This window comes from Streptomyces sp. BJ20 (genome assembly GCF_022869105.1).
Taxonomy (GTDB): Bacteria; Actinomycetota; Actinomycetes; order Streptomycetales; family Streptomycetaceae; genus Streptomyces; species Streptomyces griseoincarnatus.
On the sequence record NZ_CP094918.1, the window covers coordinates 3,801,208 to 3,823,534 of the forward strand.

Annotated in this window: 13 protein-coding genes; 3 read left to right on the forward strand and 10 right to left on the reverse strand. The window is 74.7% G+C overall.

The genetic code is table 11. From position 1 onward, the window contains the following. Positions 1-23 precede the first annotated feature (23 nt). Genes MTR79_RS17065 through paaA form a run of 6 tightly spaced genes read right to left on the reverse strand, consistent with a single transcriptional unit; the run spans position 24 to position 4,596 of the window. The gene (locus MTR79_RS17065; protein WP_244791067.1) at positions 24-800 is read right to left on the reverse strand and encodes an SDR family oxidoreductase; all 777 of its coding nucleotides are present in this window, start codon (positions 798-800) and stop codon (positions 24-26) included. A 36-nt stretch (positions 801-836) separates the two neighbouring features. After that, the gene (locus tag MTR79_RS17070; protein WP_244791069.1) at positions 837-1,967 is read right to left on the reverse strand and encodes a 2Fe-2S iron-sulfur cluster-binding protein; all 1,131 of its coding nucleotides are present in this window, start codon (positions 1,965-1,967) and stop codon (positions 837-839) included. 8 nt (positions 1,968-1,975) lie between these two features. Beyond that, a complete protein-coding gene (gene paaD / locus MTR79_RS17075; protein ID WP_244791071.1) occupies positions 1,976-2,488 on the reverse strand; it encodes a 1,2-phenylacetyl-CoA epoxidase subunit PaaD in 513 nt (170 codons plus the stop codon). Beyond that, on the reverse strand, positions 2,485-3,276 hold the full coding sequence (gene paaC, locus MTR79_RS17080) for a 1,2-phenylacetyl-CoA epoxidase subunit PaaC (protein ID WP_244793203.1): 792 nt from the start codon (positions 3,274-3,276) through the stop codon (positions 2,485-2,487). Before paaC ends, paaD begins: the two co-directional genes overlap by 4 nt. A 10-nt stretch (positions 3,277-3,286) precedes the next feature. Further along, complete coding sequence (locus MTR79_RS17085) at positions 3,287-3,598, reverse strand: 1,2-phenylacetyl-CoA epoxidase subunit B (protein ID WP_048460455.1); 312 nt, start codon at positions 3,596-3,598, stop codon at positions 3,287-3,289. Further along, complete coding sequence (paaA, locus tag MTR79_RS17090; RefSeq protein WP_199208265.1) at positions 3,595-4,596, reverse strand: 1,2-phenylacetyl-CoA epoxidase subunit PaaA; 1,002 nt, start codon at positions 4,594-4,596, stop codon at positions 3,595-3,597. The genes MTR79_RS17085 and paaA overlap by 4 nt, the downstream gene beginning before the upstream one ends. Positions 4,597-4,954: 358 nt before the next feature. Between paaA and MTR79_RS17095 the strand changes: the two genes are divergently transcribed. From MTR79_RS17095 to MTR79_RS17105, 3 genes are all read left to right on the forward strand, one after another. Next, on the forward strand, positions 4,955-5,203 hold the full coding sequence (locus MTR79_RS17095; RefSeq protein ID WP_048460454.1) for an acyl carrier protein: 249 nt from the start codon (positions 4,955-4,957) through the stop codon (positions 5,201-5,203). Beyond that, the gene (locus MTR79_RS17100) at positions 5,203-6,687 is read left to right on the forward strand and encodes an AMP-binding protein (protein ID WP_244791073.1); all 1,485 of its coding nucleotides are present in this window, start codon (positions 5,203-5,205) and stop codon (positions 6,685-6,687) included. Before MTR79_RS17095 ends, MTR79_RS17100 begins: the two co-directional genes overlap by 1 nt. Before the next feature lie 622 nt (positions 6,688-7,309). Beyond that, positions 7,310-7,996, forward strand: coding sequence for an enterobactin synthetase (locus tag MTR79_RS17105; protein ID WP_244791075.1), 687 nt, complete (start codon positions 7,310-7,312; stop codon positions 7,994-7,996). A gap of 48 nt (positions 7,997-8,044) precedes the next feature. Here the strand turns inward: MTR79_RS17105 and MTR79_RS17110 are convergent, their stop codons facing one another. The 4 genes from MTR79_RS17110 to MTR79_RS17125 form a co-directional block, all read right to left on the reverse strand. After that, entirely contained in the window at positions 8,045-8,239 is a 195-nt protein-coding gene (locus tag MTR79_RS17110) for an antitoxin (protein ID WP_033277976.1), read from the reverse strand. Between the two features lie 67 nt (positions 8,240-8,306). Further along, positions 8,307-9,536 (reverse strand): crotonyl-CoA carboxylase/reductase, encoded by a 1,230-nt coding sequence (gene ccrA / locus MTR79_RS17115; protein ID WP_048460451.1) that lies wholly within the window; start codon positions 9,534-9,536, stop codon positions 8,307-8,309. A gap of 22 nt (positions 9,537-9,558) precedes the next feature. Next, on the reverse strand, positions 9,559-13,383 hold the full coding sequence (locus tag MTR79_RS17120; RefSeq protein WP_348538758.1) for a beta-ketoacyl synthase N-terminal-like domain-containing protein: 3,825 nt from the start codon (positions 13,381-13,383) through the stop codon (positions 9,559-9,561). Positions 13,384-13,438: 55 nt separating this feature from the next. Beyond that, entirely contained in the window at positions 13,439-22,075 is an 8,637-nt protein-coding gene (locus tag MTR79_RS17125) for a non-ribosomal peptide synthetase (protein ID WP_244791079.1), read from the reverse strand. Positions 22,076-22,327 lie beyond the last annotated feature (252 nt).

Here is a 22,327-nt window from a genome sequence, read left to right on the forward strand (position 1 = left end):
CATCTCCTAGAGGTGCGGACGGGTCACACACCGAGGTGGGCGCCGCCGGACGCGTCGATCCACTGGCCGGTCACCCAGCGGGCGTCGTCGCTCGCCACGAAGGAGACGACGTCCGCGATGTCCGCCGGGTCGCCGAGCCGGCCGAACGTGGAGGCCTCGGAGTAGCGGCGGCGGATCTCCGGGACGGCGAGGGTGGGGTTGATCTCCGTCTCGGTGTAGCCGGGCGCGACGGCGTTGACGGTGATGCCCCGTGGACCGAGTTCCTGGGCCAGGGAGAGAGTGAGGTAGTCCAGGGCGGCCTTGGTCATGGTGTAGGAGACGATCGGCGGGAACGCGACACGGGTCGCGACGGACGAGATGTTGATGATCCTGCCGCCGTCCCGGAGGCGGTCCAGTCCGCGCTGGATGATGAAGAACGGCGCCTTGGTGTTGATGGCGAAGACGCGGTCGTAGTCGGCTTCGGTCACCTGGGCGAGGGGGCGGGGGACGGTGATGCCCGCGTTGTTGACGAGGATGTCCAGGCCGGCCGGGGCGTCCTGGTCCGCCACGGCCTCGTCGAAGGCGGCCCACAGGGTGTCGGCGTCGCCGGGGACGCCGAGTTCGGCGTGTACGGGGAAGGCGCGGCCGCCGTCGGCCTGGATCTCCTTGACGGTCCGCTCGGCGGCCGTCAGGTCGTGGCCGTAGTGGACCGCCACCAGGGCGCCCTCTCGGGCGAGGCGGTGGCTGATGGCTCGGCCGATGCCGCGGCTGCCTCCGGTGACCAGGGCGGTCTTTCCCGCGTGGCGGTCGGTGGCGGTCATCGTGGTCTCCTTCGCTGAAGGGCGTGGCGGGCGGGGTCAGGCGTCGAAGTCGAGAAGGAGCTCGGGGGTGCGGGGCCTCGCGCGGCAGACGAGCGTGTAGCCGGCGGCGCGGTCCCGTTCGTCCAGGGCGTAGTCACGGTCCGCCGTCACCTGCCCGGACAGGACCTTCGCGCGGCAACTGCCGCAGACGCCCTCACGGCAGGCGTACGGCACGTCGGGGTGGCTGCGCAGCAGTGCGTCGAGCAGGGCCGGGTCGTCCGGCAGCACGGTGGCGACCCGGCGGCGCCCGTCGAGCAGGGCGGTGACCCGGTGCTCCCCCGCCCCGGGTGCCCGCCCGGTACGCTCCGGCGGCGTCGGCTGCGTACCGTCGGCCGTGAACAGCTCCCAGCGCACGAGCGACGGGTCGGCTCCCGAGTCGGCCAGGACGCGCCGTGCGGTGGTGACGAGGCCGGGCGGGCCGCACAGGGCGAACGTGGTGTCCGGGCCCGGGCGGGCGTCCACGGCCGTCAGCAGCCGGCGCACCCCGGACTCGTCCAGCCGCCGGGCGAGCGGCCCGCTCCCGCTCCCCCGATCCTCCCGCGTCAGCACGTACAGGACGGTGAAGCGGTCCAGGAACTCGTCCTTGACCTCGGCCAGTTCGTCGGCCAGCAGGGCGTCGGCGGAGGTGCGGACCGAGTGCACGAGGCTGACACGGCAGGCCGGGTCCCTGCGTAGGGCATGGGCGGCCATCGGGGCCAGCGGGGTGATGCCGGTGCCGCCCGCGAGGAGGACGTGATGGGCGCCCGGCAGCTCCGGCAGGGCGAAGGCGCCGGTGGGCGGCGAGAGTTCCAGCCGCGCGCCCGGTGCGAGCCGGGTGGTGGCATGATCACCGAAGCCGCCGGGACCGGACCTCTTGATCACCAGACGGAGCGCCCCGGGTGCGTGCGGTGGCGGGCAGATCGAGTAGCTGCGACGCAGTTCGGTGCCGTCCCGGCGGTGACGGACGACGACGTGCTGGCCGGGGCGGTGGGCGAAGACGTCACTCAGGTCGGCGGGCACGTGGAGGGTGACGGCCACCGTGTCGGCGGTCAGGCGCCGGACGTCCGTGACGGCGAGGGTGTGGCGGCCGGTGCGGCGGCGCGGACTGGCCGGCACCTGGTCGCGCAAGGCGGGCGGGGCGGTGTTCACGGTGTGCCTCACAGCGCGGTCAGGTGGGGGAAGGGCTCGCGGCACGCCGTGCACCACAGCACCGACTGGCAGCGGGACGGCCCGAAGGCGCTGTGCGGGCGGGTGGCCGTCGAGCCGCAGTGCGGGCAGGGCACCGCGCCCAGTGCGACGGGGACCGGGCCGTCGGGCGCCGGGGACACGGGTGGGGCGATGCCGTGCGCGGAGAGGGCGCGGCGTCCTTCGGGGGTGATGCGGTCCGTCGTCCAGGCGGGCGTGAGGACGTGCCGGACAACGCCGTCGGGGTGACCGCAGGCGGCAAGGACCTCCCGTACCGCCGCGGTGATCTCGGGCAGAGCGGGGCAGCCCAGGTAGGTGGGAGTGATCTCCACCTCCAGCACGCCGTCGGCGCCGGGAGCGACGGAGTGCACCACGCCGAGGTCGCCGAGGCCGATCACCGGCAGTTCCGGGTCGGGCAGCGCGGCCACCCGTTCGCGCACCTCCTCGGCGGAGAGGCGGGCGGTGACCGGTGCGTGCCCGCTCACCAGGTGCCTCCGGGGAACTGTCGCCGTACGGACTGCAGTTCCGCGATCAGCGGGCCGAACTCCTCCGTGTGGAGGCCCGAGCGGCCGCCGGTGGCGGACCAGCTGGGAGCGGGCACGGCGAGTCCCGCCTCGGTGACGACCTCGGTGACCCGGGTGAGCCAGGTGTCGTGCAGCGCTGCCGGTGAGGGCACGGTGCCGGATGCGGCCAGGCGGCGCAGGACGTCGTTCTCCTCGAAGAGTTCGCCGGTGTAGGGCCACACCCTCTCCAGGGCCCGCTGCATGCGGCGGGTGCTCTCCGGCGTGCCGCGTCCCAGTGTCACCGTCCAGCGGTCGGCGTGCAGCCGGTGGAAGGCGACCTCCTTGGCGGCCCGGACGCCGAAGGCGGCGAGGTCGGGGTCGGCGCAGTGCGTCAGGGCCTCGTAGTGCAGGACGGCGTAGTGGGTGTAGGCGAGTTGCCGGGCCACGGTCATGGCGAAATCCCCGTTGGGGAGTTCGGTCAGCAGGGCGTTGGTGAACTCGCGTTCCGAGCGGGAGTAGGCGAGGTCGTCCTCGCCGCGGCCGGTCCCGTCGAGGCGGCCGGCGCGGGAGAGGAGCGTGCGGGCGTGGCCGATGAGGTCGAGGGCGATGTTGGACAGGGCCAGGTCCTCGTCGATGGTCGGCGCGCGGGTGATCCACTGGCACAGCCGCTGTGCGAGGACGAGGGCGTCGTCGCCGAGGCAGGTCAGGTGCCGGGCGAGGTCGGGATCGGCGGCGGACGGCGGCTCGCCCGGCGGGGAGCCGGGAGGCACCGCCGTGACGTCACTCGTGGTGCTCACCTTCGGGGCCTTTCTCGGTCAGCGGCGCGTAGTGCTCGGGGTAGCGGTACGGCTTGTGGCGGGCGCCCGCGAAGTACGGGTCGCGTTCGTCCGGGGAGGCCGTGTGCAGGGCGTCGGAGCGGACCACCCACAGCGACAGGGGCTCGCCGCGCCGTGCGTACAGATCGCGGGCGGCGGCCAGGGCCGCGTCCGGGCCGGCGGCGCGCACCGACCCCACGTGCTGATGGGCCAGGCCCCTGCGGGCCCGCAGGAACACCTCCCAGGAGGCCGGCGCGCCCTCCCGTGCCGCGCTCATGCGGCCGCTCCCGCCGGCTCGTCCGTCCTCGCGGCGTACGCGACGGCGGCCTCCCGGACCCAGGCGCCGTCCTCGTGCGCGGCCAGGCGATGGGCGATGCGCCCGCGCGCCCAGTGGGTGTCGTCGCCCAGGGCCGTGCGGTAGGTGTCCCAGTCGACGGGCGTGAAGTCGTAGTGGCCGCGCTCCTCGTTCCAGCGGATCGCCGGGTCGGGCAGCGTCAGGCCGAGTCGCTCGGCCTGCGGGACGCAGGTGTCGACGAAACGCTGGCGCAGTTCGTCGTTGGTGTGGCGTTTGATGCCCCAGGCCATCGCGCGGCGGGAGACCGCAGCTCCCAGCGCGGCGGTGCGCGCGTCGGCGCCGCCCGCCTCGGTGTCGGGCGGTCCGAACATCAGCGCCACCGCCGGCAGCCACCAGCGGTTCACCGCGTCCTGCGCCATCTCCTTCTGCTCCGGGGTCCCCTCGCACAGGGCGCGCATCAGGTCGTAGCCCTGCCGCACGTGGAAGGCCTCCTCCTGGCAGACGCGGCGCATGGCCCGCGCGTAGGGCCCGTAGGAGGTGCGGCACAGGGGTGCCTGGTTGATGACGGCGGCGCCGTCCGTCAGCCAGGCGATGGCACCGGTGTCCGCCCAGGTCAGCGCGGGATGGTTGAAGGTGGCCGAGGCGCGCTGGCGGCCGTGGTGCAGGGCGTCCAGCAGGTCGGCGCGGTCCACGCCGAGTGTCTCGGCCGCGGAGTACAGGTACAGGCCGTGGCCCGCCTCGTCCTGCACCTTGGCGAGCAGGACCGACTTGCGGTGCAGGGACGGGGCGCGGGTGAGCCAGGCGCCCTCGGGCTGCATGCCGATGATCTCGGAGTGTGCGTGCTGGGCGATCTGACGGACCAGCATGCGGCGGTAGCCGTCGGGCATCCAGTCGCGCGGTTCGATCGTCTCGCCACCGGCGATGAGCGCGTCGAAGTGGGCGAGCAGCTCGTCCTCGTCCGGGGCGGCCGCCGCGTCCACGGTAGCGGGGGTGGGTGTGGTGGTCGGCGCGGTCACCGGACACCGCCCGGGCGTCCGGTGACCGTCGCCGCGGTGCCGTGCTCCGGGCGCCGCCCCCGGACCCGGTCCCGTACCGGCTGCCTGGGCACGCGCATCACTCCTTCGGCTGGGGAACCGCCCACCGCGGGGCCGGGTGGAGCGGGTTGCTTCTTTGCGGTAAGAGGCCGTAGCCGGGGCCCGGCTATCCCCGCCGCGTCAGTCGGGGCGCGTGACAAAGCTCACGGGAAGGGCCGGGGAGTGGGATGGGCCGCAGCCGCCTCTTGACGGGGTGACAGTCGTGGACCGCGGCGGCCGGCACGCCGGGGCGAAAGGGGAAACCATGAGCACCATCAGGGAGTTGCTGGTCGAACTCACCGGCACCGTCGAGTACGCCGACCGGATCGGCGACGACGCCGACCTGGCAGCCAGCGGCATCGACTCCGGGGACCTGGTGCGTCTCGTCCTGCTGGTCGAGCAGCGGCTCGGCGTCGAGATCACCGCCGAGGACATGGAGGAGTTGCGCACCATCGGCGACTACGAGCGTTTCGTGGCCGGGCGCACGGCAGCCAGGACGAGCGGCGGTGTGTGATGTGGCTGACGCAACTGCTGGAGCGCAACCGTCAGTGCCGGCCCGGCCGGACCGCGCTGGTGGACGAGGAACGCAGCGTCACCTGGGCCGAACTGCATGACCGTACGCTGCAACTCGCCTGCGGTCTGGCTGACTTGGGGATTCGGCGGGGCGACCGGGTGGCCGTGCTGTCCAAGGACCGGATCGAGGTCCTGGAGAGCTACTTCGCGCTGGCCCGGCTCGGCGCGCTCTTCGTGCCGCTGAACCACAGTCTGGCCGAGCCCGAGGTCGCCGGGATCGTCGAGCGCGTCGGCGCGGTGGCCGTCCTCGGTGAGTCCGAGCTGCTGGACCGGCACACCGGACTGCCGTCCTCGGTGCGGCTCCGGGTGGCCTTCGACAAGCCCGCCTTCGCGTCGCTGGGCACTCTGTCCGCCGAGCGGGACCTGCCGGACGTGGCCGACACGGACCCGATCGCCGTGCTGCACACCTCGGCGACCACCGGGCAGGCCAAGGGGGTGACCGTCGACAGCGCGTCGTTCCGCGCCATCGCGCTCGGCTGGCTGGTGATGGCCCGCCCCACGGACGACATCGTCATGGTCAACTGCTGCCCGCTGTACCACGGCAGCATGGTCGTCTCCCTGACCTATCTGGCGGCCGGCGCGACGGTCGTGCTGATGCCCGGGTTCACCCCGCAGCGGGCGCTGTCCGCGGTGGAGGCGCACCGCGCCACCCACATGTGGCTGGTGCCGCAGATGCTGCGCTTCATGCTCCAGGCGAAGACGTCCCTGCGCACCGACCTGTCCTCCCTGCGGGAGGTGCTGTACGGGGCTGCCCCGATGCCGCTCGACGTCTACGCCGACGCGGTGGAACGGCTCGGGTGCGGCTTCCGGCAGGTGTACGGCATGACCGAGGTGGGCGGCCCGTTCGTCACGCTCGGTCCCGACGAGCACCCCGCACCCGGGGACGTCACCGCCCGCATCCCGTGCGGGCGGGTCGTGCCGGGCATGTCCGCCCGCGCCGTGGACGAGAACGGCCGGGAGCTGCCGCCCGGCGAGATCGGCGAGATCGTGGTGCGCGGGCCGGGCGTCATGCAGGGCTACTGGAACGACCCGGAGGCCACGCGGGAGATCACCCGGAACGGCTGGACCAGGACGGGCGACCTCGGCTTCATGGACGAGGACGGCCGCATCAGCCTGGTGGACCGCACCAAGGACGTGATCATCCGGGCGGGCCAGAACGTCTACCCCTCGGAGATCGAGCGCGCTCTGATGACCCACCCGGCGGTCCGGGACGCGGCGGTCGTCGGCATGCCCGACGAGGACTACGGCGAGGTGCCGCTGGCGTACGTCGCGCTGGAGACGGACGCGGAGCCGGGCACGGCGGAGCTGCTCGCGCATGTCGCGGGGCTGCTGGCGCCGTACAAGCGGCCGCGGCGGGTCGAGTTCATCGAGCAGGTGCCGCGCAATCCCGCCGGGAAGATCATCAAGAAGCTGTTGCGGGCGTGAGCGCGTGCGGCGGCGAACGGCGATGACCGGGAGCCCGACGCGACCCGGGTCGGCCACGGCGTCTCCGACGTGGCCGACCCGGGTCGCTGCCGTACGCACACGGCCCGGCCGAGCCGGAGCGGAGCGCAGCGGGCCGGCCGGGACCGACGCGGGGTCCTGGCGGACGGCGCAGGGCGAGGGGAAGCCGGCGGCTGGATCCCCGGCGGGGACAGGTCAGGGAGGTGCGGAGCCCAGGACGGCTGGGGCCGATGGAGAGCCCGCGTGGCGGGCCCAGGCCGAGGGAGAGCCCGTGCGGACGGGCCCCGCGGGTGCCAAGCCCACGCGGACGGGCCCCGCGGATGCCAAGCCCGCGCGGAGAGTCCCGGCGGCCCCAGACCCCGTATCGACAGCACCGCCCGCTGCAGAACCCACGCGGACGTCCCCGGCCGATGTGATGCTCTCGCGGGCGGCCCCGGCCGATGTGAAACCCTCGCGAGCGGCCCCAGCCCATGTGAAGCCCTCGCGAGCGGCCCGGACACGTGCGGAAGCCGCCGTGTGGTCGGTGCAGGCCGATGAGGAAGTCGTGCGGACGGCCGCTTCGCGGGTTCGGGTCGGTGTGGAGTCCGGGGGGACAGCACCGGTCGTGGGGGGCCTGGTGGCGCTCGGGCCGCTCTTGGCTGCCGACGGGCTCGGGCTGGGCGTGGCTGCCGTGTCGGAGCCGGGCCCGGAACCGGCCGGGCCCGCCGAGGCGGCCGCCGCCGCGGCCATGCCGCCGAGGCGCCGGCTGGAGTTCCTGGCCGGCCGGCGGGCCGCCCGGCGGGCCCTGCGTGCGGTGGGGCTGGACTGCGGGGAGATCCCCCGGTCGGGGCGCCTGCCGGTGTTCCCGCCGGGCCGGACCGCGTCGATCTCGCACAGTACGGGCATCGCCGTCGCCGTGGCCGGTGCCCCCGGCCGGGACCTGCCGCTCGGCTGCGACCTGGAGCTGCGGCCCCTCCCCCGCGAGGCGGCCCGCCTGGTGCTGCGCGAGGACGAGGAGTCCCTGCTCGCCGACGCGGGGCTGCCGCCCGGTGCGGACGCGGGCTGGTCGGTGACGGAGTTGTTCTCCGTCAAGGAGTCGGCGTGGAAGGCGCTCACCGTGATGGCGGGTGAGGGCCGGGAGGGTCCGGCGGACAGTCTGCGGGGGTTGAGGGTCTCGCCCCGCGAGGACGGCGAGGACGGTCTGCGTGTGTGCCTGCGCGCCGATCCCGCCCGCGCCGTACGGGTGCGGGTCGTGCGGGTCGGCGCGGGAGCTTTCAGCTACGTCATCGGCCGGGCCGACACCCGCGGCTGAGCGGACGCCGCCCGCCCCTGGCGCACCGGGGGCGGGCGGCGGGTCGGTTCAGCGCTCCGGCGTGCCGCCGTCCCGGTAGGAACGCCGGGCCGCGTCGGCCGCCTTGTCGGTCTTGGCGTCGTACTTGTCGCCCGTCCGCTCGTCGACCATGCGCTCGGCGCGCGAGACGCCCTTGTCGGCCTGGTCGGGGTGACCCTTGGCCATCTGCTTGGCCTTGTTCATCATGTCGCCCAGCTTGCCCATGGGGGTACCTCCGGGAGGTGCGTGTGCGTCGTACCCCGCCGCAGGTACCCCTCTGGCCGGGCGTGAATCACCCGCGGTCGCCGACCCTGGCGGCCATGTTGCCCGCCGGGTGGCGGTTGTCGTGGATGAGCTGGTGCGCGAGGCCGATCTCGTCGAAATCGAAGGTTCGGGACAGGCAGGGGTCGATGATTCCCTGGTCGATCAGCCGCGTCACCTCGCGCGCCTCACGGGCGGTGGCGACGTGCGAGCCCTGCAGGCGCTTCTGCCGCATCCACAGGAACCGCAGGTCGACGTCGCCGTTGTAGCCGGTGGTGCCGCCGCACAGGACGACCATGCCGCCGTTGTCGCACAGGTACAGGGACGTGGGGATGGTGTCGGCGCCGGAGTGCTCCAGCACGACCCGCGGGCTGCGGCGCTCTCCCAGTACGTCCCAGAAGGCCCGCCCGAAGGCGCGGGCCCCGGACAGCCAGCGGCCCATGGCCTCGTCGTCGGAGGTGTCCGGCAGCCGTCCCCAGTGGTCGAACCTCCGCCGGTCGATGTAGCCCTCGGCGCCCAACTTGAGGCAGAACTCGCCGCGTTCCTCGCTGGAGACGACCGCGACGGGGATGCCGCCGACGTGCCGGACGAGCTGGATGGCGATGGAGCCGAGTCCGCCGGCGCCGCCCCAGATCAGCACCGGGTCACCCGGGCGCACCGTGTGCGGCGGCCAGCCGAACAGCTGGCGGTAGGCGGTGGCGGCGGTCGCCATGTAGCAGGCGGCCTCGGCCCACGACAGCCGGGCGGGCTTGGGGTGGCACATGTAGTCGTCGACCACCGCGAACTGGGCGAAGGAGCCGTAGTTCTCCTCGTAGCCCCACACTCGCTGGCTGGTGGACCAGGTGGGGTCGCCGCCGAGGCGGATGTCCTCGGCCTTCTCGTCCCAGCGGTTGGCGAGGACGACCACCTCGTCCCCGAGCTTCACCCCGCGCACGTCCTCGCCGGTCGCCCACACGATCCCGGACAGGTCGGAGCCGCCGATGTGGAAGTCCTCGGTGGCGCCCGCCTTCTGCCGCGCGGCGATCACGTCGAGCGGCGAACCGAGCGCCGCCCAGACGTTGTTGTAGTTGATGCCGGCCGCCATCACCTTCACCAGGACCTGGCCGCGCCCCACGGGCGGGACGTCGACCACCTCGGTGCGGAAGGCGTCGACGGGCTGTCCGTAGCGCTCACGGCGGATGAGCGAGGCGTACATCTTCTTGGGGGCGGAGCCGATCTCGGGCGCGTCACCGAGTTCGTAGAGGTCCTGGGTCGCACTCACGCTGGTTCTCCTCGACGCGGGTTCAGGGGGAAGGGGAGGTGGAGGCCCGGTCGCCGAGGCCGCGCAGGGCCTTGGCGACCGCTTCGCCGATACGGGCGATCGGTTCGGGTTCGGTCATCTCGTAGTGGCCGCAGGGCACGTGGTGGTCGTGGAGGGTTCCGTCGACGTAGGGCCGCCAGCTGTCGGCCTTGCCCGGCAGCACCGCCAGATCCGCCGGGGAGTCGGTGGGCTGCTCCTCCGCGGCGCTGAAGAACAGCACGTCCCCCCGGTAGACGCCTGGAGCGAACTGGGGCGCGATGCGCAGGTTGTTGCGCATGACGGCGGCGATGGCGGCGGCCTCGGCGCGGGTCACGGGCACGCTCGACGGGTCGGCCGTGACCCGGGCGTCGATCCGGTCCAGGACGGTGTCCACGGGCGCCCCGTCGACCGCGAGACCGGCCACCCTGGACAGCAGGGCCGCGACCTGGCGTTCGGCCGCCTCGGGGTCGTGGGCGGCGCCGTGCGGCTGGGGGGCGTCCAGCATGGCGAGGAGCTCGACCCGCTCCCCGTCGCGCTGGAGGGCGCAGGCCATGGCGTGGGCGACGAATCCGCCGTAGGACCAGCCCAGCAGCCGGTAGGGACCGTGGGGTTGCACCTGGCGCACCAGGTCGAGGTAGTGGGCGACCATGGCGGCGGCGTCCGGGGCGGGCGGCCGGGCGCCGTCGAGGCCGGCCGCCTGGATGCCGTGGACGGGCTGGTCGCCGCCGAGGTGGGGCAGCAGGCCCGTGTAGCGCCATGCGATGCCCGCGCCGGGGTGGACGCAGAACAGGGGCGTGGCGGTGCCCTCGGCGCGCAGTGGCAGCAGGGGGCCGAGCGCGGTGGGGGTGCTGTCCGGCGCCTTCTCGGCCGGCTCGTCGGCCGCGGCGAGGACCCCGGCCACGGTGGGTGCGGCCAGCAGGGTCGCCGCCGGGACGTCGAGGACACCGGCCTGGCGCAGCCGGCCCGCCAGCAGCACGGCGCGCATCGAGTCGCCGCCGAGGTCGAAGAAGTTGTCGTGCAGCCCGATGCCGCCGATGCCGAGGGTCTCCTCCCAGAGCCGGGCGACCTCGCGTTCGCGGTCCGTGCGGGGCGGTACGTGCTCGGTCGTCAGCCGGGGCCGGGGGGCGAGGCCGGAGTCCGCGGCGGCCGGGGTGTCGTCGGAGGTGGCGGGGTCCGTCCGGGCGCCCGGTGCGTCGATCCAGTGGCGCCGGCGTTCGAAGGCGTACGGGGGCAGCGGCACCCGCCGGGGCGCCCCCGGCACCGGGGGCAGGGCGCTGTCCACGCCCGCGCTCCACAGCCGTCCCAGTGCCTCGGCGAGGACGAACCCGTCGGACGCCTCGGCCTTGGCGTGCCGCATGGTGGTCACCGTGACCGGTGCCTCGTCGGTGAGACGGCCGGTGGCGAGCTTGGTCAGGGTGTCGCCGGGCCCGATCTCCACGAGGACGGGACGCAGCCGGTCCCACAGGGCGGTGATGCCGTCGGCGAACCGCACGGTGTCGCGGGTGTGGTCGATCCAGTGCCGTACGGAGGTGGCCTGTGCGTCGGTGATCCAGGTGCCGGTGACATTGGTGACGTACGGGATGCGCGGCGGGCGCAGGGTGACCTGGCGCAGGTGGGTCTCGTAGGCCGGCAGGACGGGGTCCAGGACGTGGGAGTGGGCCGCGACGGGGATGCGCAGGCGGCGGAACGGGACGCCGCGACGGGTGAGTTCGGCCTCGAAGCGGGCGACGGCGTCGACGTGCCCGGCGACGGTGCAGGCACTGGGGCCGTTGACGGCGGCCAGGGACAGATCGGCGTCGAGCAGGGGCCGGACGTCCTCCGCCGGGGCGGCGACGCCGACCGTGGCCCCGCCGGCGGAGCTGATGAGCCGGATGCGTTCGGTGACCAGGGGCAGCATGTCCGCCAGGTCGATGACGCCGGCCAGGCAGGCGGCCGTGTACTCGCCGAGCGAGTGGCCGATCAGCGCGTCGGGGCGCACGCCCGACTCCATGAGGGTGCGGGCCAGGGCGTACTCGGTGACGACGAGTCCGAGGAACGCGCTGAGGTCGTCGGGCCGTCGCTCCTCGAAGAGGGCGGTGCGCAGGTCGGTGCCGAGGACCGGCCGCAGGATGCGGGCGCACTCGTCGACGGTGTCGCGATGGACGGCGTGGTCGCGGTACAGCTCCTTGCCCATGCCGGGGTACTGGGTGCCGCCGCCGGGAAGCAGGAACGCCACTCGGACCGGGTCGCCGGACAGCGGCGGGGTGGCCGGGGCGGCGGAGCGCAGCGCGTCGAGGGCCTCGGCGCGGGAGACCGCCGAGACGGTGAGCCGGTGGCGCAGCGCGGGCCGGTCGGTGCGCAGGGAGTGGGCCACGTCGTCCAGGCGCAGGTCCGGGCGGCGCTCCAGATGCCGCGCGAGTGCCTCGGCCTGGCCGCGCAGGGCACCGGCGGTGCGCGCCGACAGCGGCAGTACCACACGGCGCTCCTCCTCGGGCGGGCGCGGCGCGGCGGGTGCGACGCGGGGTGCCTCCTCCAGGACGACGTGGGCGTTGGTGCCGCCGATGCCGAAGGCGCTGACGGCGGCCCGGCGGGGGTGCTCCCCCTCGGGCCAGTCCTCCAGGGCGGTGGGCACGCGGAAAGGGCTCGCGTCGAAGTCGATGAGCGGGTTGGGCCGGTCGAAGTGCAAGCTGGGCGGGATCTGCCGGTGTTCCAGGGCCAGGACGGCCTTGATGAGTCCGGCGATGCCGGCGGCGGCTCCGAGGTGGCCGATGTTGGTCTTGACCGAGCCGAGCGCGCAGAATCCGGTCCTGTCGGTGCTGTGCCGGAAGGCCTCCGTCAGGGCGGACACCTCGATCGGGTCGCCGAGTCTGGTGGCGGTGCCGTGGGCCTCGATCAGGCCGATGGTGCCGGCGTCGACCTCCGCCTGTGCCTGCGCGGCGAGAACGACCTCGGTCTGTCCGGCGGCGCTGGGGGCGCTGAAGCCGACCTTGCGGCGGCCGTCGTTGTTGACGGCGCTGCCGCGGATGACGGCGCGGATGCGGTCGCCGTCGGCGAGGGCGTCCTCCAGCCGCTTGAGGACGACGGCTCCCACTCCGTCGCCGGAGGAGGTGCCGGCGGCGTCCGCGGAGAAGGCCCGGCAGTGCCCGTCGGGCGAGAAGGGTCCGTCGGGCACGTGGCGGTAGCCCAGGACGGCCGAGGGGTTGAGGGAGACGGCGGCGGCGAGCGCGGTGTCGCAGCGGTGGTCGAGCAGGTCCTGGCAGGCGGTGTGCACGGCGACCAGCGCGGTGGAGCAGGCCGTCTGCAGGGACACGCTGGGCCCGGTGAGGCCGAGTTCGTAGGAGACGCGGGTGGCGAGGGTGCCGAGGGAGTTGGCCGTGGCCGCGTGGACGAGGGCCACCGAGCCGGGCTGCCCGGCGAAGCGGGGGTGGACGTGGGCCGGGTAGTAGCGGCTGTCACCCGCCCCGGCGTACACGCCGAACGCCTCTCCGGACCGGTCGGCGCCGAGGCAGCCGGCGTCCTCCAGGGCGTGGTAGGCCGTCTCCAGCAGCAGTCGCTGCTGCGGGTCGACGACCGCGGCTTCGGCCGGGCTGTAGCCGAAGAAGCCGGAGTCGAAGCGGTCGATGCCCTCGACGACGGACGCCTTGCGGATCAGTGACGGGTCGTCGAGGTCGCGCGGGTCGCCGCCCGCGGCGAGGAACTCCTCGTCGGTGACGGGCCGTACGGACTCCCGGCCGGCCGCGAGGTTGTCCCAGAAGGCGTCGAGGTCGTCGGCGCCGGGGAAGCGGCCCGCCATGCCGATGACGGCTACGGCGGGGAAGTCCTCGTCCTGGGGTGCGGTGGTGTCGTGCACGGCCTGTGCCTCGTCCTCTCCCGGTTCGTGGGTGTGCGGTGTGCCGTCGGCCCGGTCACGCATGGCCGCGGTCCTTGCCCTGACGGGCGGTGCGGCGGGCGCGGGCTGCACGTTGCCGGCGTGCTTGTTCCCGGGCGCGGTCGAGGTCGCCGCCGGTCTCCGGCCGGGAGGGCACCTCGGTGTCCGGCATCGTGCCCGCGCCGGTGGCAGACAGGTGGCGGGCCAGGTCCCGGACGGTGGGGTGCGCGAACAGGTCGACCACGGACACTTCGCTGTCGAAGGCGCGGTTCACGGCGGTCTGGGCAGTGACCAGGAGCAGGGAGTTGCCGCCCAGGTCGAAGAAGTTGTCGTCCAGGCCCACCCGGTCGCGACCCAGGACGTCGCACCACACCTCGGCGAGCCGGCTCTCCAGCCGCCGCAGGCCGTCTTCCGTCTCCGTCTCGTCGGGGCGGGCGCTCGTGCCCGCCGAGCTCAGCGTCCACCCGTCGTCGGACAGGCCGGCCGCGCGGGCGCTGCCGGTGACGGCGCGGTACAGGGCGCCGAGGTCGGTGCCGTCCCGCAGGCCGACGCGCGCGGCCAGGCGGCGGGTCTGGCGCACGGGGGCCACGACGTGGCTGCGCACCCAGGGGGCGGTGCGGTCGGCGCCGATCAGCAGGTGCGGTTCGTCGAGGGTGCGGGCGAGGTCGAAGGAGCGCAGCGCGGCGGGAACGTCGAGCAGCCGGTAGCCCCGGGCCTCGGTGAGCGCGGTGAGACCGTAGCCGCGACTGATGCCGCGTTCGCGCCACATGCTCCAGGCGAGCGACTGCGCGGGCAGGCCGAGGCCACGGCGGTACCCGGCGAGGGCGTCCAGGTAGGCGTTGGCGGCGGCGTAGGCGGCGTTCATGGCGCCGCCGAAGAAGCCGTTGACCGAGGAGAAGGTGACGAAGGAGGTGACCGGGTGGTCGGCGGTGAGGCGGTGCAGGATCCACGCGCCGCGTACCTTCGCCTCCAGCGCCTGGCGCCAGGTGGGGACGTCCAGTTCCCCGACGGGGCGCTCCACGAGCGTCCCGGCCAGGTGCAGTACCGACGACAGGGGCACGCCCCACGCCTCGGTGGCGGCCTCGACCGCGGCGCGGACGCGGGCCTCGTCGGTGACGTCGGCGCGGGCGTAGCGGACGTCCCCGCGTTCCCGCAGCGGCGGCAGGGCGTGGGCCTCGTCCTCCGGGGTGCGCCCGAGGACGAGCAGCCGGGTGCCCGGGGTGCTCAGCAGGTGGGCGGCGATCTCGGTGCCGACGCCGCCGAGGCCTCCGGTGAGCAGGGTGAAGCCCTCGTGCGCGGGCGGCTCGGTGCGGGACGGGCTGTCGGGCAGGGGGGCGAGGCGGCGTTCGTAGCGCAGCCCGTCGCGGTACGCCACGTCCGTGCCGTCGGCGCCGGCGGCCGCCTCGGCCGTCAGGAGGGCCAGCGGGTCGGTGCCCTCGCCCGGTGGCAGGTCGACGTGCCGGGTCCGCAGCCAGCCGCACTCCTCGGTCAGCGACTTGAGCAACGCTCCGGCCAGGGCGTGGGCCGGGGAGGGGTGGTCGCCGGGGCGGACGGCGTGGGCGCCCGCGGACACGTGGAGCAGGTCCACGGGGCGCTGCCGGCCGGGCCGGGCGATGAGGGCCCGGACGAAGGCGAGCAGCCGCTCCGCACCCGTCGTGTCGTCCGGCGCCGCCGGGGGGCCTGCCCGGAACCCGTCGAGGTGGAGGACGGCGTCGACGGGCCGCTGGTCCTGCTCCAGCCGGCCAAGCAGCGCGGCGTAGTCGGACTCCTCGGCGGGCCGGACGCGGTAGTGCGCGGCGTCGGTCCGGGTGTACGACGGTCCCTCGCCGACCACCGTGCACAGGCCCCCGGCGGAGCGCAGCGCGTCGGCGAGCCGTTGCGCGAGCGCGCCGGCCTGCGGGTCGCCGCCCGCGAGGACGAGGGTGTGCCGGCCGGACATCGTGGGACGGGTACCGGCGCGTTCCGCGCGCTGCCACACCGGGCGCAGGAACCAGTCGGGGACGGTGGCCGCGGTGCCCAGCAGCAGTTGGGTCCGGCGCACCTCGTCGTCGAAGTCGCCCGCCTCGAAGCCCTTGCGCAGCCTGGTGCGCTGGATCTTGCCGATCTCCGTCTTGGGGACGGCGTCCCGCGCCACGGGGATGAGGAAGGACGGGCTGACACCGATCTCCCGGGTGACCTTGCCGGCGATCTCGCGCAGGGCGCGGGCCGGGTCGGCGGTGGCCTCCGGGGTGAGGTGCAGGAACAGGGCGAGTTCGTCGGTGGGTGAGGAGGGGTCGGTGCGCACCGCGACCGCGGCGGTGAAGCTCCGCTCCGCGTACGGCAGTTCCTCGACGCACGCCTCGATCTCGTGGCTGTAGTGGTTCACGCCGTTGACGATGATGACGTCCTTGGCGCGGCCGGTGATGTGGAGCTCGCCGTCGCGCAGGAACGCCAGGTCGCCGGTGTCGAACCAGCCGTCGTCGGTGAACGCCTCGGCGTTGGCCGCCGGGTTGTCGTGGTAGCCGCCGGTCACCGAGGTGCCGCGGACCTGGAAGCGGCCCGCCTCGCCCTCGGTGAGGACCGTGCCCTGTTCGTCGACGATCCGCATGGCGAACCCGGGGTAGGGCCGGCCGCAGCTGACGAACGTCCCTTCGTCCGGGACGGGTTCGGCGGGCAGGACGGCGTCGGTGACCACGGAGCAGGTCTCGGACATGCCCCAGCCGGGGTGCATCACGTCCTGCGGCAGGCCGAAGGGCTGGAGCGTGTGCAGGAACGCGCGGGCGGCGGAGGCGACGACGACCTCACCGGCGTTCATGACCAGCCGCATCGGCGACAGGTCCCAGGCGCGGCCGGTGAAGCGGTGGGCCTGTTCGGCGAGGAGCCCGAAGGCGAAGTTGGGCGCCCAGGTCACGGTGACCCGGTGCCGGTCGGCGAGGTCCATCCAGCGCAGGGGGTCCTGCAGGATCCAGGAGGTGGGGGCGTGGACCTGGCGGCAGCCCAGGTACACGTCGCGCAGGTGGAACATCACCACGCCGGTGACGTGGTCGAGCGGTATCCAGTTCAGGGAGACGTCGTCGGCGCCGAGGCCGTTCATCTGCTCGGTGGCGGCCGATCGGGTCAGCACGTTGCGGTGGGTGAGCCGCACCGCCTTGGGCAGGCCGGTGCTGCCGGACGTCATGAGCATCAGCAGGAGGTCGTCCGGTCCGGCGGGGTGCCAGTCGTGGTCCTCGGGCGCCTCGCGCAGGGCGTCGGCGGTGGTGATGCGCGGCCCGGGCCAGTCCTGACGGGCGGCGACCGCGCGCAGACCGGCCTCGCGGCCGGCGGAGCACACGATCCAGGGGCGGCCGAGCATCCGCCAGATGCCCTCCAGCTTGGTCAGCGCCGCGGAGGGGGTGTCGTAGGAGGCGGGGACGGTCAGCGGGACGGCGACGAAGCCGCCGAGGACGCAGCCCCACAGCACGGCGAGGAAGTCCTCGGTGACGTCGCACTGGAGGATGACCTGGTCGCCCGGGCGCAGTCCGGCCCGGCGCAGTCCGGCCAGGACGCGGGAGGCCTCCGGGATGAGGGACGCGTAGGTGCGCCGGTGCTCGCTGCCGTCGGCGTGGACGTGGACGATGTCGCCCCGGTCCCGTGCGGCGGCGCGGCGCAGGGCCTCGGCCCAGCTGGGCACGGACGGCTCGGCGAGGGCGGGGCCTTCGCTGACGGCCGGAACGCCGGAGGCTTCCGCGGTGCGGGCGGCGGGAGCGGCTTCGGCGGAGCGGTCGGGCAGTCCGGTGTGGCGGCGGTCGAGTTCCTCGGGGGCGTCCTCGACCGACACGTCGACCGTGGTGACGCCGGGCAGTTGGGCGAGCCGCTCCCGCCAGGTGCGGGCGGCGGTCGCGTCGACGGCGGGCAGGGCGCGCAGTGCCGCACTGTCGACGGTGCCGTCCTCGGCCCGGGGCAGGACGTTGACCGCCGTGACGCGGACGGAGCCGTGGCCGTGGCGGTCCAGGAACTCCTCGACGCGTTCGGCGGCGTCGGACCGCCCGGGCACCACGTAGAGGCGCGGCGGGGCGTCGCCACCTCCGGGCAGGGCGTGGGCGTCGCGGATGCCGGGCACGGACAGGGCCGCGTCATGAAGGACGGCGGGATCGGCCGCGGCCGGGGCGGAGGTGCGCTCGGGGAGCGCGGGCAGCTGCCCGAGGCGGGTCGCGGGGTCCGCGCTCACCGTGCTCAGGACGTCGTGCAGCGCGCGGGCGAACGCCTCGGCCGTGCCGGCGTCGTAGAGGTCGGTGGCGTACTCGACGTGCAGCGTCAGACCGTCAGGCGTGCCCTCGGGGCCATGGCGCTCCAGGACGTCCACGAAGAGGTCGAACTTGGCGGTGCCGGTCGCCGTGGGCCGCAACTCGGTGCGGGTGCCGTCGAGTTCGAGGACGCCCGGCTTGTTGTTCTGCAGGGCGAGCATCACCTGGAACAGAGGGTGACGGCCGGGTGTGCGGGGCGGGTTGAGGTCCTCCACCAGCCGGTCGAAGGGCAGGTCCTGGTGGTCCAGGGCGGCCAGGTCGGCGGTGCGCAGCCGGGCGAGGAGGTCCCGGAAGGCGGGGTCGCCGGAGGTGTCGGCGCGCAGCACCAGGGTGTTGGCGATCAGGCCGATCAGGGGGTCGAGGCCGGGTTCGGTGCGGCCCGCCACGGGAGTGCCGAGAACGATGTCCTCGCCGGCCCCGCAGCGGGTGAGGAGTGCGCTGACGGCGGCGTGCAGCACCATGAACAGGCTGGCGCCCTCGCGGTCGGCCAGACGCAGCAGGGCACGGTGCAGGGCGGGGTCGACGGCGAGTTCGACGTGTGCGCCGCCGCCGCGCGGTGCCGGGGGCCGTGGCCGGTCGCCGGGGAGGGTGCACTCCTCGGGCAGGCCGTCCAGCGCGGTGCGCCAGTGGGCGGTGAGCCGCTCGATCCGGCCGGGGCCGTCGGGTCCGGGGGCCAGCAGGGCGCGCTGCCAGAGCGCGTAGTCGGCGTACTGCACCGCCGGCGGGGCCCAGTCGGGGGCCCGCCCCCGGCGGCGGGACGCGTAGGCGGCGGACAGGTCGGCGGCGAAGGGGCCGAGCGACCAGCCGTCGGCGGCGCCGTGGTGCAGGACGAACAGCAGGATCCGCTCGGTGCCGGTGCCCAGCAGCCAGGCCGCGAGAGGGCTTTCGGCGGTCAGGTCGAACCGGCGCCGCAGCGCGGCGGTCACATGGGCGGCGGTCTCCGTGGCGGGGCAGTCGATCCGCCGCAGCACCGGGCGCAGCTCTCCCGGCGCCAGGATGCGCTGGTAGGGCACTCCGTCGTGCTCGGCGATCACCGTGCGCAGGCTTTCGTGCCGGTCGGCCAGGTCGCCGAGGGCCGTCTCGAGCGCCTCCGCGTCGAGGTCGGGCCCGACGGGGACGAGGAGCGGGATGTGGTAGGTGGCCGCGCCCTCGTCGAGCCGGTGCAGGAACCACATGCGTTCCTGCGCGAAGGACAGCGGCACCCGCCGGGGGCGCGCGATGTCGCCGAGAACGGGCCGGGGCGGGGCATCGTGTGCCCGTACGGCGAGCCGCCGGGCGAGCGCGGCCGGGGTCGGCGTCTCGAACAGCGCGGTGATGGGGATCTCCGCACCGGTCTCGTGCCGCAGACGGGCCAGCAGTCGGGTGGCGAGCAGGGAGTCGCCGCCCAGGTCGAAGAAACCGGCCTCCACCCCCACGGAGTCCCGCGGCAGCTGCAGCACGTCCTCGAACAGGGCGCACACCTGCGCCTGTTCGGGCGTGGCGGGGCGGGTGCCGGACGCGGCGGTGGTGAAGTCGGGGTCGGGCAGGGCCTGGACGTCGAGCTTGCCGTTCGCGGTCAGCGGCAGTGCGTCCACCGGGACGCAGGCGGCGGGGACCATGTGGTCGGGCAGGTGGGCGGCGGCGTGGGCGCGCAGGTCGGCGGGGCTCACGGGTGCGTCGCCGGAGGGGACGGCGTAGGCGACGAGGTGCAGGGCGCCATTGCCGGCGTGGCGGGGCACGACGGCGGCGCGGGTGACGCCGGAGTGGGCGGCGAGGACGGCCTCGATCTCGCCGGGTTCGACGCGGAAGCCGCGCAGCTGGATCTGGGCGTCGGCGCGGCCGAGGTAGTCGAGGGTGCCGTCGGGGCGGCGCCGGGCCAGGTCGCCCGAGCGGTACATGCGGGTGCCGGGCGGGCCGTAGGGGTCCTCGAGGAAGCGTTCGGCGGTCAGTTCGGGCCGGTGCAGGTAGCCGGTGGCGACACCGGCGCCGGAGACGTACATCTCGCCGGTCGCGCCGGGCGGCACCGGGCGTCCCGTGGCGTCCAGCAGGTGGACCCGGAGGTCGGCGAGCGGAGTGCCGATGACGCCGGCGCGGCGCGGGTCGTCCAGGTCGGCCGCGGTGAGCCGGTGGTGGGTGACGTGCACGGTGGTCTCGGTGATGCCGTACATGTTCACCAGCGCCGGGCGGTCCAGGCCGTGCCGTTCGGTCCAGGGGCGCAGCCGCGCCGGGCGCAGGGCCTCCCCGCCGAAGACGACGTAGCGCAACGCCCCTGCGTCGCCTCCGTGTTCCGCGTCGGCGTCGACGAGCTGCTCGAACGCGGACGGCGTCTGGTTGAGGACGGTGACGCCTTCCCGGTGCAGCAGAGCCAGGAACTCGCGCGGAGAGCGGCTGACCGCGTAGGGCACGACGACGAGCCGGCCGCCGTGCAGCAGGGCGCCCCAGATCTCCCACACGGAGAAGTCGAAGGCGTAGGAGTGGAACAGCGTCCACACGTCGTCGGCACGGAAGTCGAAGTGCTCGGCCGCGGCGGCGAAGAGCCGTACGACGTTGGCGTGCGGCACGGGCACGCCCTTGGGGCGGCCGGTGGAGCCGGAGGTGTGGATGATGTACGCGGTGTCGGAGGGGCTGGTCGGGCCGTGCCGTTCGGCGTCGGTCAGGTCGGCGCCGGAACGGCGGGCGAGGTCCGCGGTCACCTGCGGGTCGTCCAGCAGCACGGCGGGGACGGAGTCGTGGGCCAGGTGGGCGTGGGTCTGTTCGGTGACCAGCACCACGGGGGCCGCGTCCTCGACGACCAGCCGCAGTCGCTCGGCCGGCTGGCCGGGGTCCAGGGGCAGATAGGCGGCGCCGGTCTTGAGGACGGCCAGCAGGGCCGGCAGCAGTCGCAGGCCGCGTTCCAGGGCGAGCGCCACGATCCGGCCGGGCCCCGCGCCGTGCGCGGTCAGCAGGCGGGCGAGCCGGTTGGCCTCGGTGTTGAGCGCGGCGTACGTGAGCCGTTCGTGCCCGTGGCTGACGGCCGTCCGCTCGGGCCCTGCCGCCACCCGCGCCTCGAACAGTTCCGTGAGGGTCCGCTCGGCCGGGAAGGTGCGGACGGGCGTGTCGCGGGGGTGTTCACCCGGCAGCAGGACGTCCAGGTCGCCCAGCGGCGTCACCGGTTCGGCCGCGGCCAGCCGGTGCAGCACCGCGAGGAACCTCTCGCGGTGCAAGGCGAGTTCGTCCTCCTCGTACAGGGCGGGATTGGCGTCGAAGGCCAGCCACAGGCCGCCGCCGCGGGGTCCGGGGCGTACCGAGATCTGGAAGTCGTCGACGGCTCCGCCGGACAGGTGGTGCCAGGTGGTGGGGTGTCCGGCGAAGACCGGGGACTCGTCGAACGGGACGATGTTGAGCACCGGTCCGTACAGCCGGCGTCCGGTGCCCAGCAGGCCCAGGTCGCGGCGGAGGAACTCGCCCCGGTAACGCTGGTGGCGGCGCAGGGCCTTCAGTTCACCGGCGACGGCCCGGACCAGCTCCACGACGGTCGTGCCGGGGGCGGCTGCCACTCGCAGCGGGAGGACGTCGGAGGCGGTGCCCGGGGTGCGCAGGGCGGCGCTGCCGAGGCGGCTCATCGTGGCCATCCCCAGCACCAGGTCTTCGGCGCCGGTCATCCGGTGCAGATAGGCGGCGGTCGCGGCGGTGAGCAGGTCGGTGCGCCGGACCCCGAGGCGGGCCGCCGCGGCGTCGAGCGCTTCGCTCTCGGCGCGCGTCAGTTCGGCGGTGCGGCGCAGGAAGGGCGCCGTGGGGGCCGCCGTGCGGGAGGTGAGCCGGGCGGGCTCGGGCAGGTCGGCCAGGCGCCGCGCCCAGTGGTCACGGTCCTGGGCGTGCCGCGCGGAGGCCAGGTAGGCCGCCTCCTCCTCCTGGAGCCGGCTCACCGGTGCGAAGCCGCTGGGCTCCGGTTCGCGGCCCTGTGCCAGGGCGTTGTACGTGTCGGCCAGGCGGCGCCCGAGGAGCTTGTAGCTGTAACCGTCCAGGAGCAGGTGATGTGCCCTCAGCAGCCAGAGGTGGCGGTCGGGCGCCAGGGTCAGCAGGGTGTGCGCGAAGAGGGGGCCCTTCTCCAGGTCTGCGGGGGTCGCGAGGTCGGTGCGGACGTGCTCCCACGCGGCGGCCTCGGGGTCCCCGGCGCCGCGGACGTCGACCCGGTGGAGGGGCCAGTCGTCCGCGTCCGGCGCGGCATGGCAGCGCGGGCCGTCGTCGGTGTCGGCGAAACGCAGGGCGAAGGTGTCGGCCTCGGCGACGACGCGCCGCAGCGCGGTCTCGAACAGGGCGGTGTCGAGGGGTCCGTGGATCTCCACGGCCTCCGCGGTGTTGTACGCGGCACTGTCCGGTGCGAGCCGTCCGGCGTACCAGAGGCCCTCCTGGGCTCCGGACAGCGGTCGACGTGCGTCCTCCTGGAGTGACATAGCGCAACCCTCACGTGGCAAGCCGTAGATGTCCCGGACGGCGAAGGCCCGGCCGGATCGGACGGGTGCGGCCACCCCACTTGCCGCCCGCGCGGGTGGATACGCGCCGGGCCGACGGCCCACGGGGCGGGGAAAGGGACCGCACGCCGAGGTCAGGGGGACCACGTCACCTGCCCCGGTTCACGGCACAGCACGGTGCTGCACCGGCACCGGCGGGGTCAAGGTGAACCGGCTCCCGGGGCGCCGGTTCAG

Bases quoted from the DNA above. Each gene is read 5' to 3' on its own strand.
- MTR79_RS17095 (WP_048460454.1), top strand. From the start codon at position 4,955: ATGAGCACCATCAGGGAGTTGCTGGTCGAACTCACCGGCACCGTCGAG.
- MTR79_RS17100 (WP_244791073.1), top strand. From the start codon at position 5,203: ATGTGGCTGACGCAACTGCTGGAGCGCAACCGTCAGTGCCGGCCCGGC.
- MTR79_RS17125 (WP_244791079.1), bottom strand. From the start codon at position 22,075: ATGTCACTCCAGGAGGACGCACGTCGACCGCTGTCCGGAGCCCAGGAG.
- MTR79_RS17110 (WP_033277976.1), bottom strand. From the start codon at position 8,239: ATGGGCAAGCTGGGCGACATGATGAACAAGGCCAAGCAGATGGCCAAG.
- MTR79_RS17065 (WP_244791067.1), bottom strand. From the start codon at position 800: ATGACCGCCACCGACCGCCACGCGGGAAAGACCGCCCTGGTCACCGGA.
- MTR79_RS17085 (WP_048460455.1), bottom strand. From the start codon at position 3,598: ATGAGCGCGGCACGGGAGGGCGCGCCGGCCTCCTGGGAGGTGTTCCTG.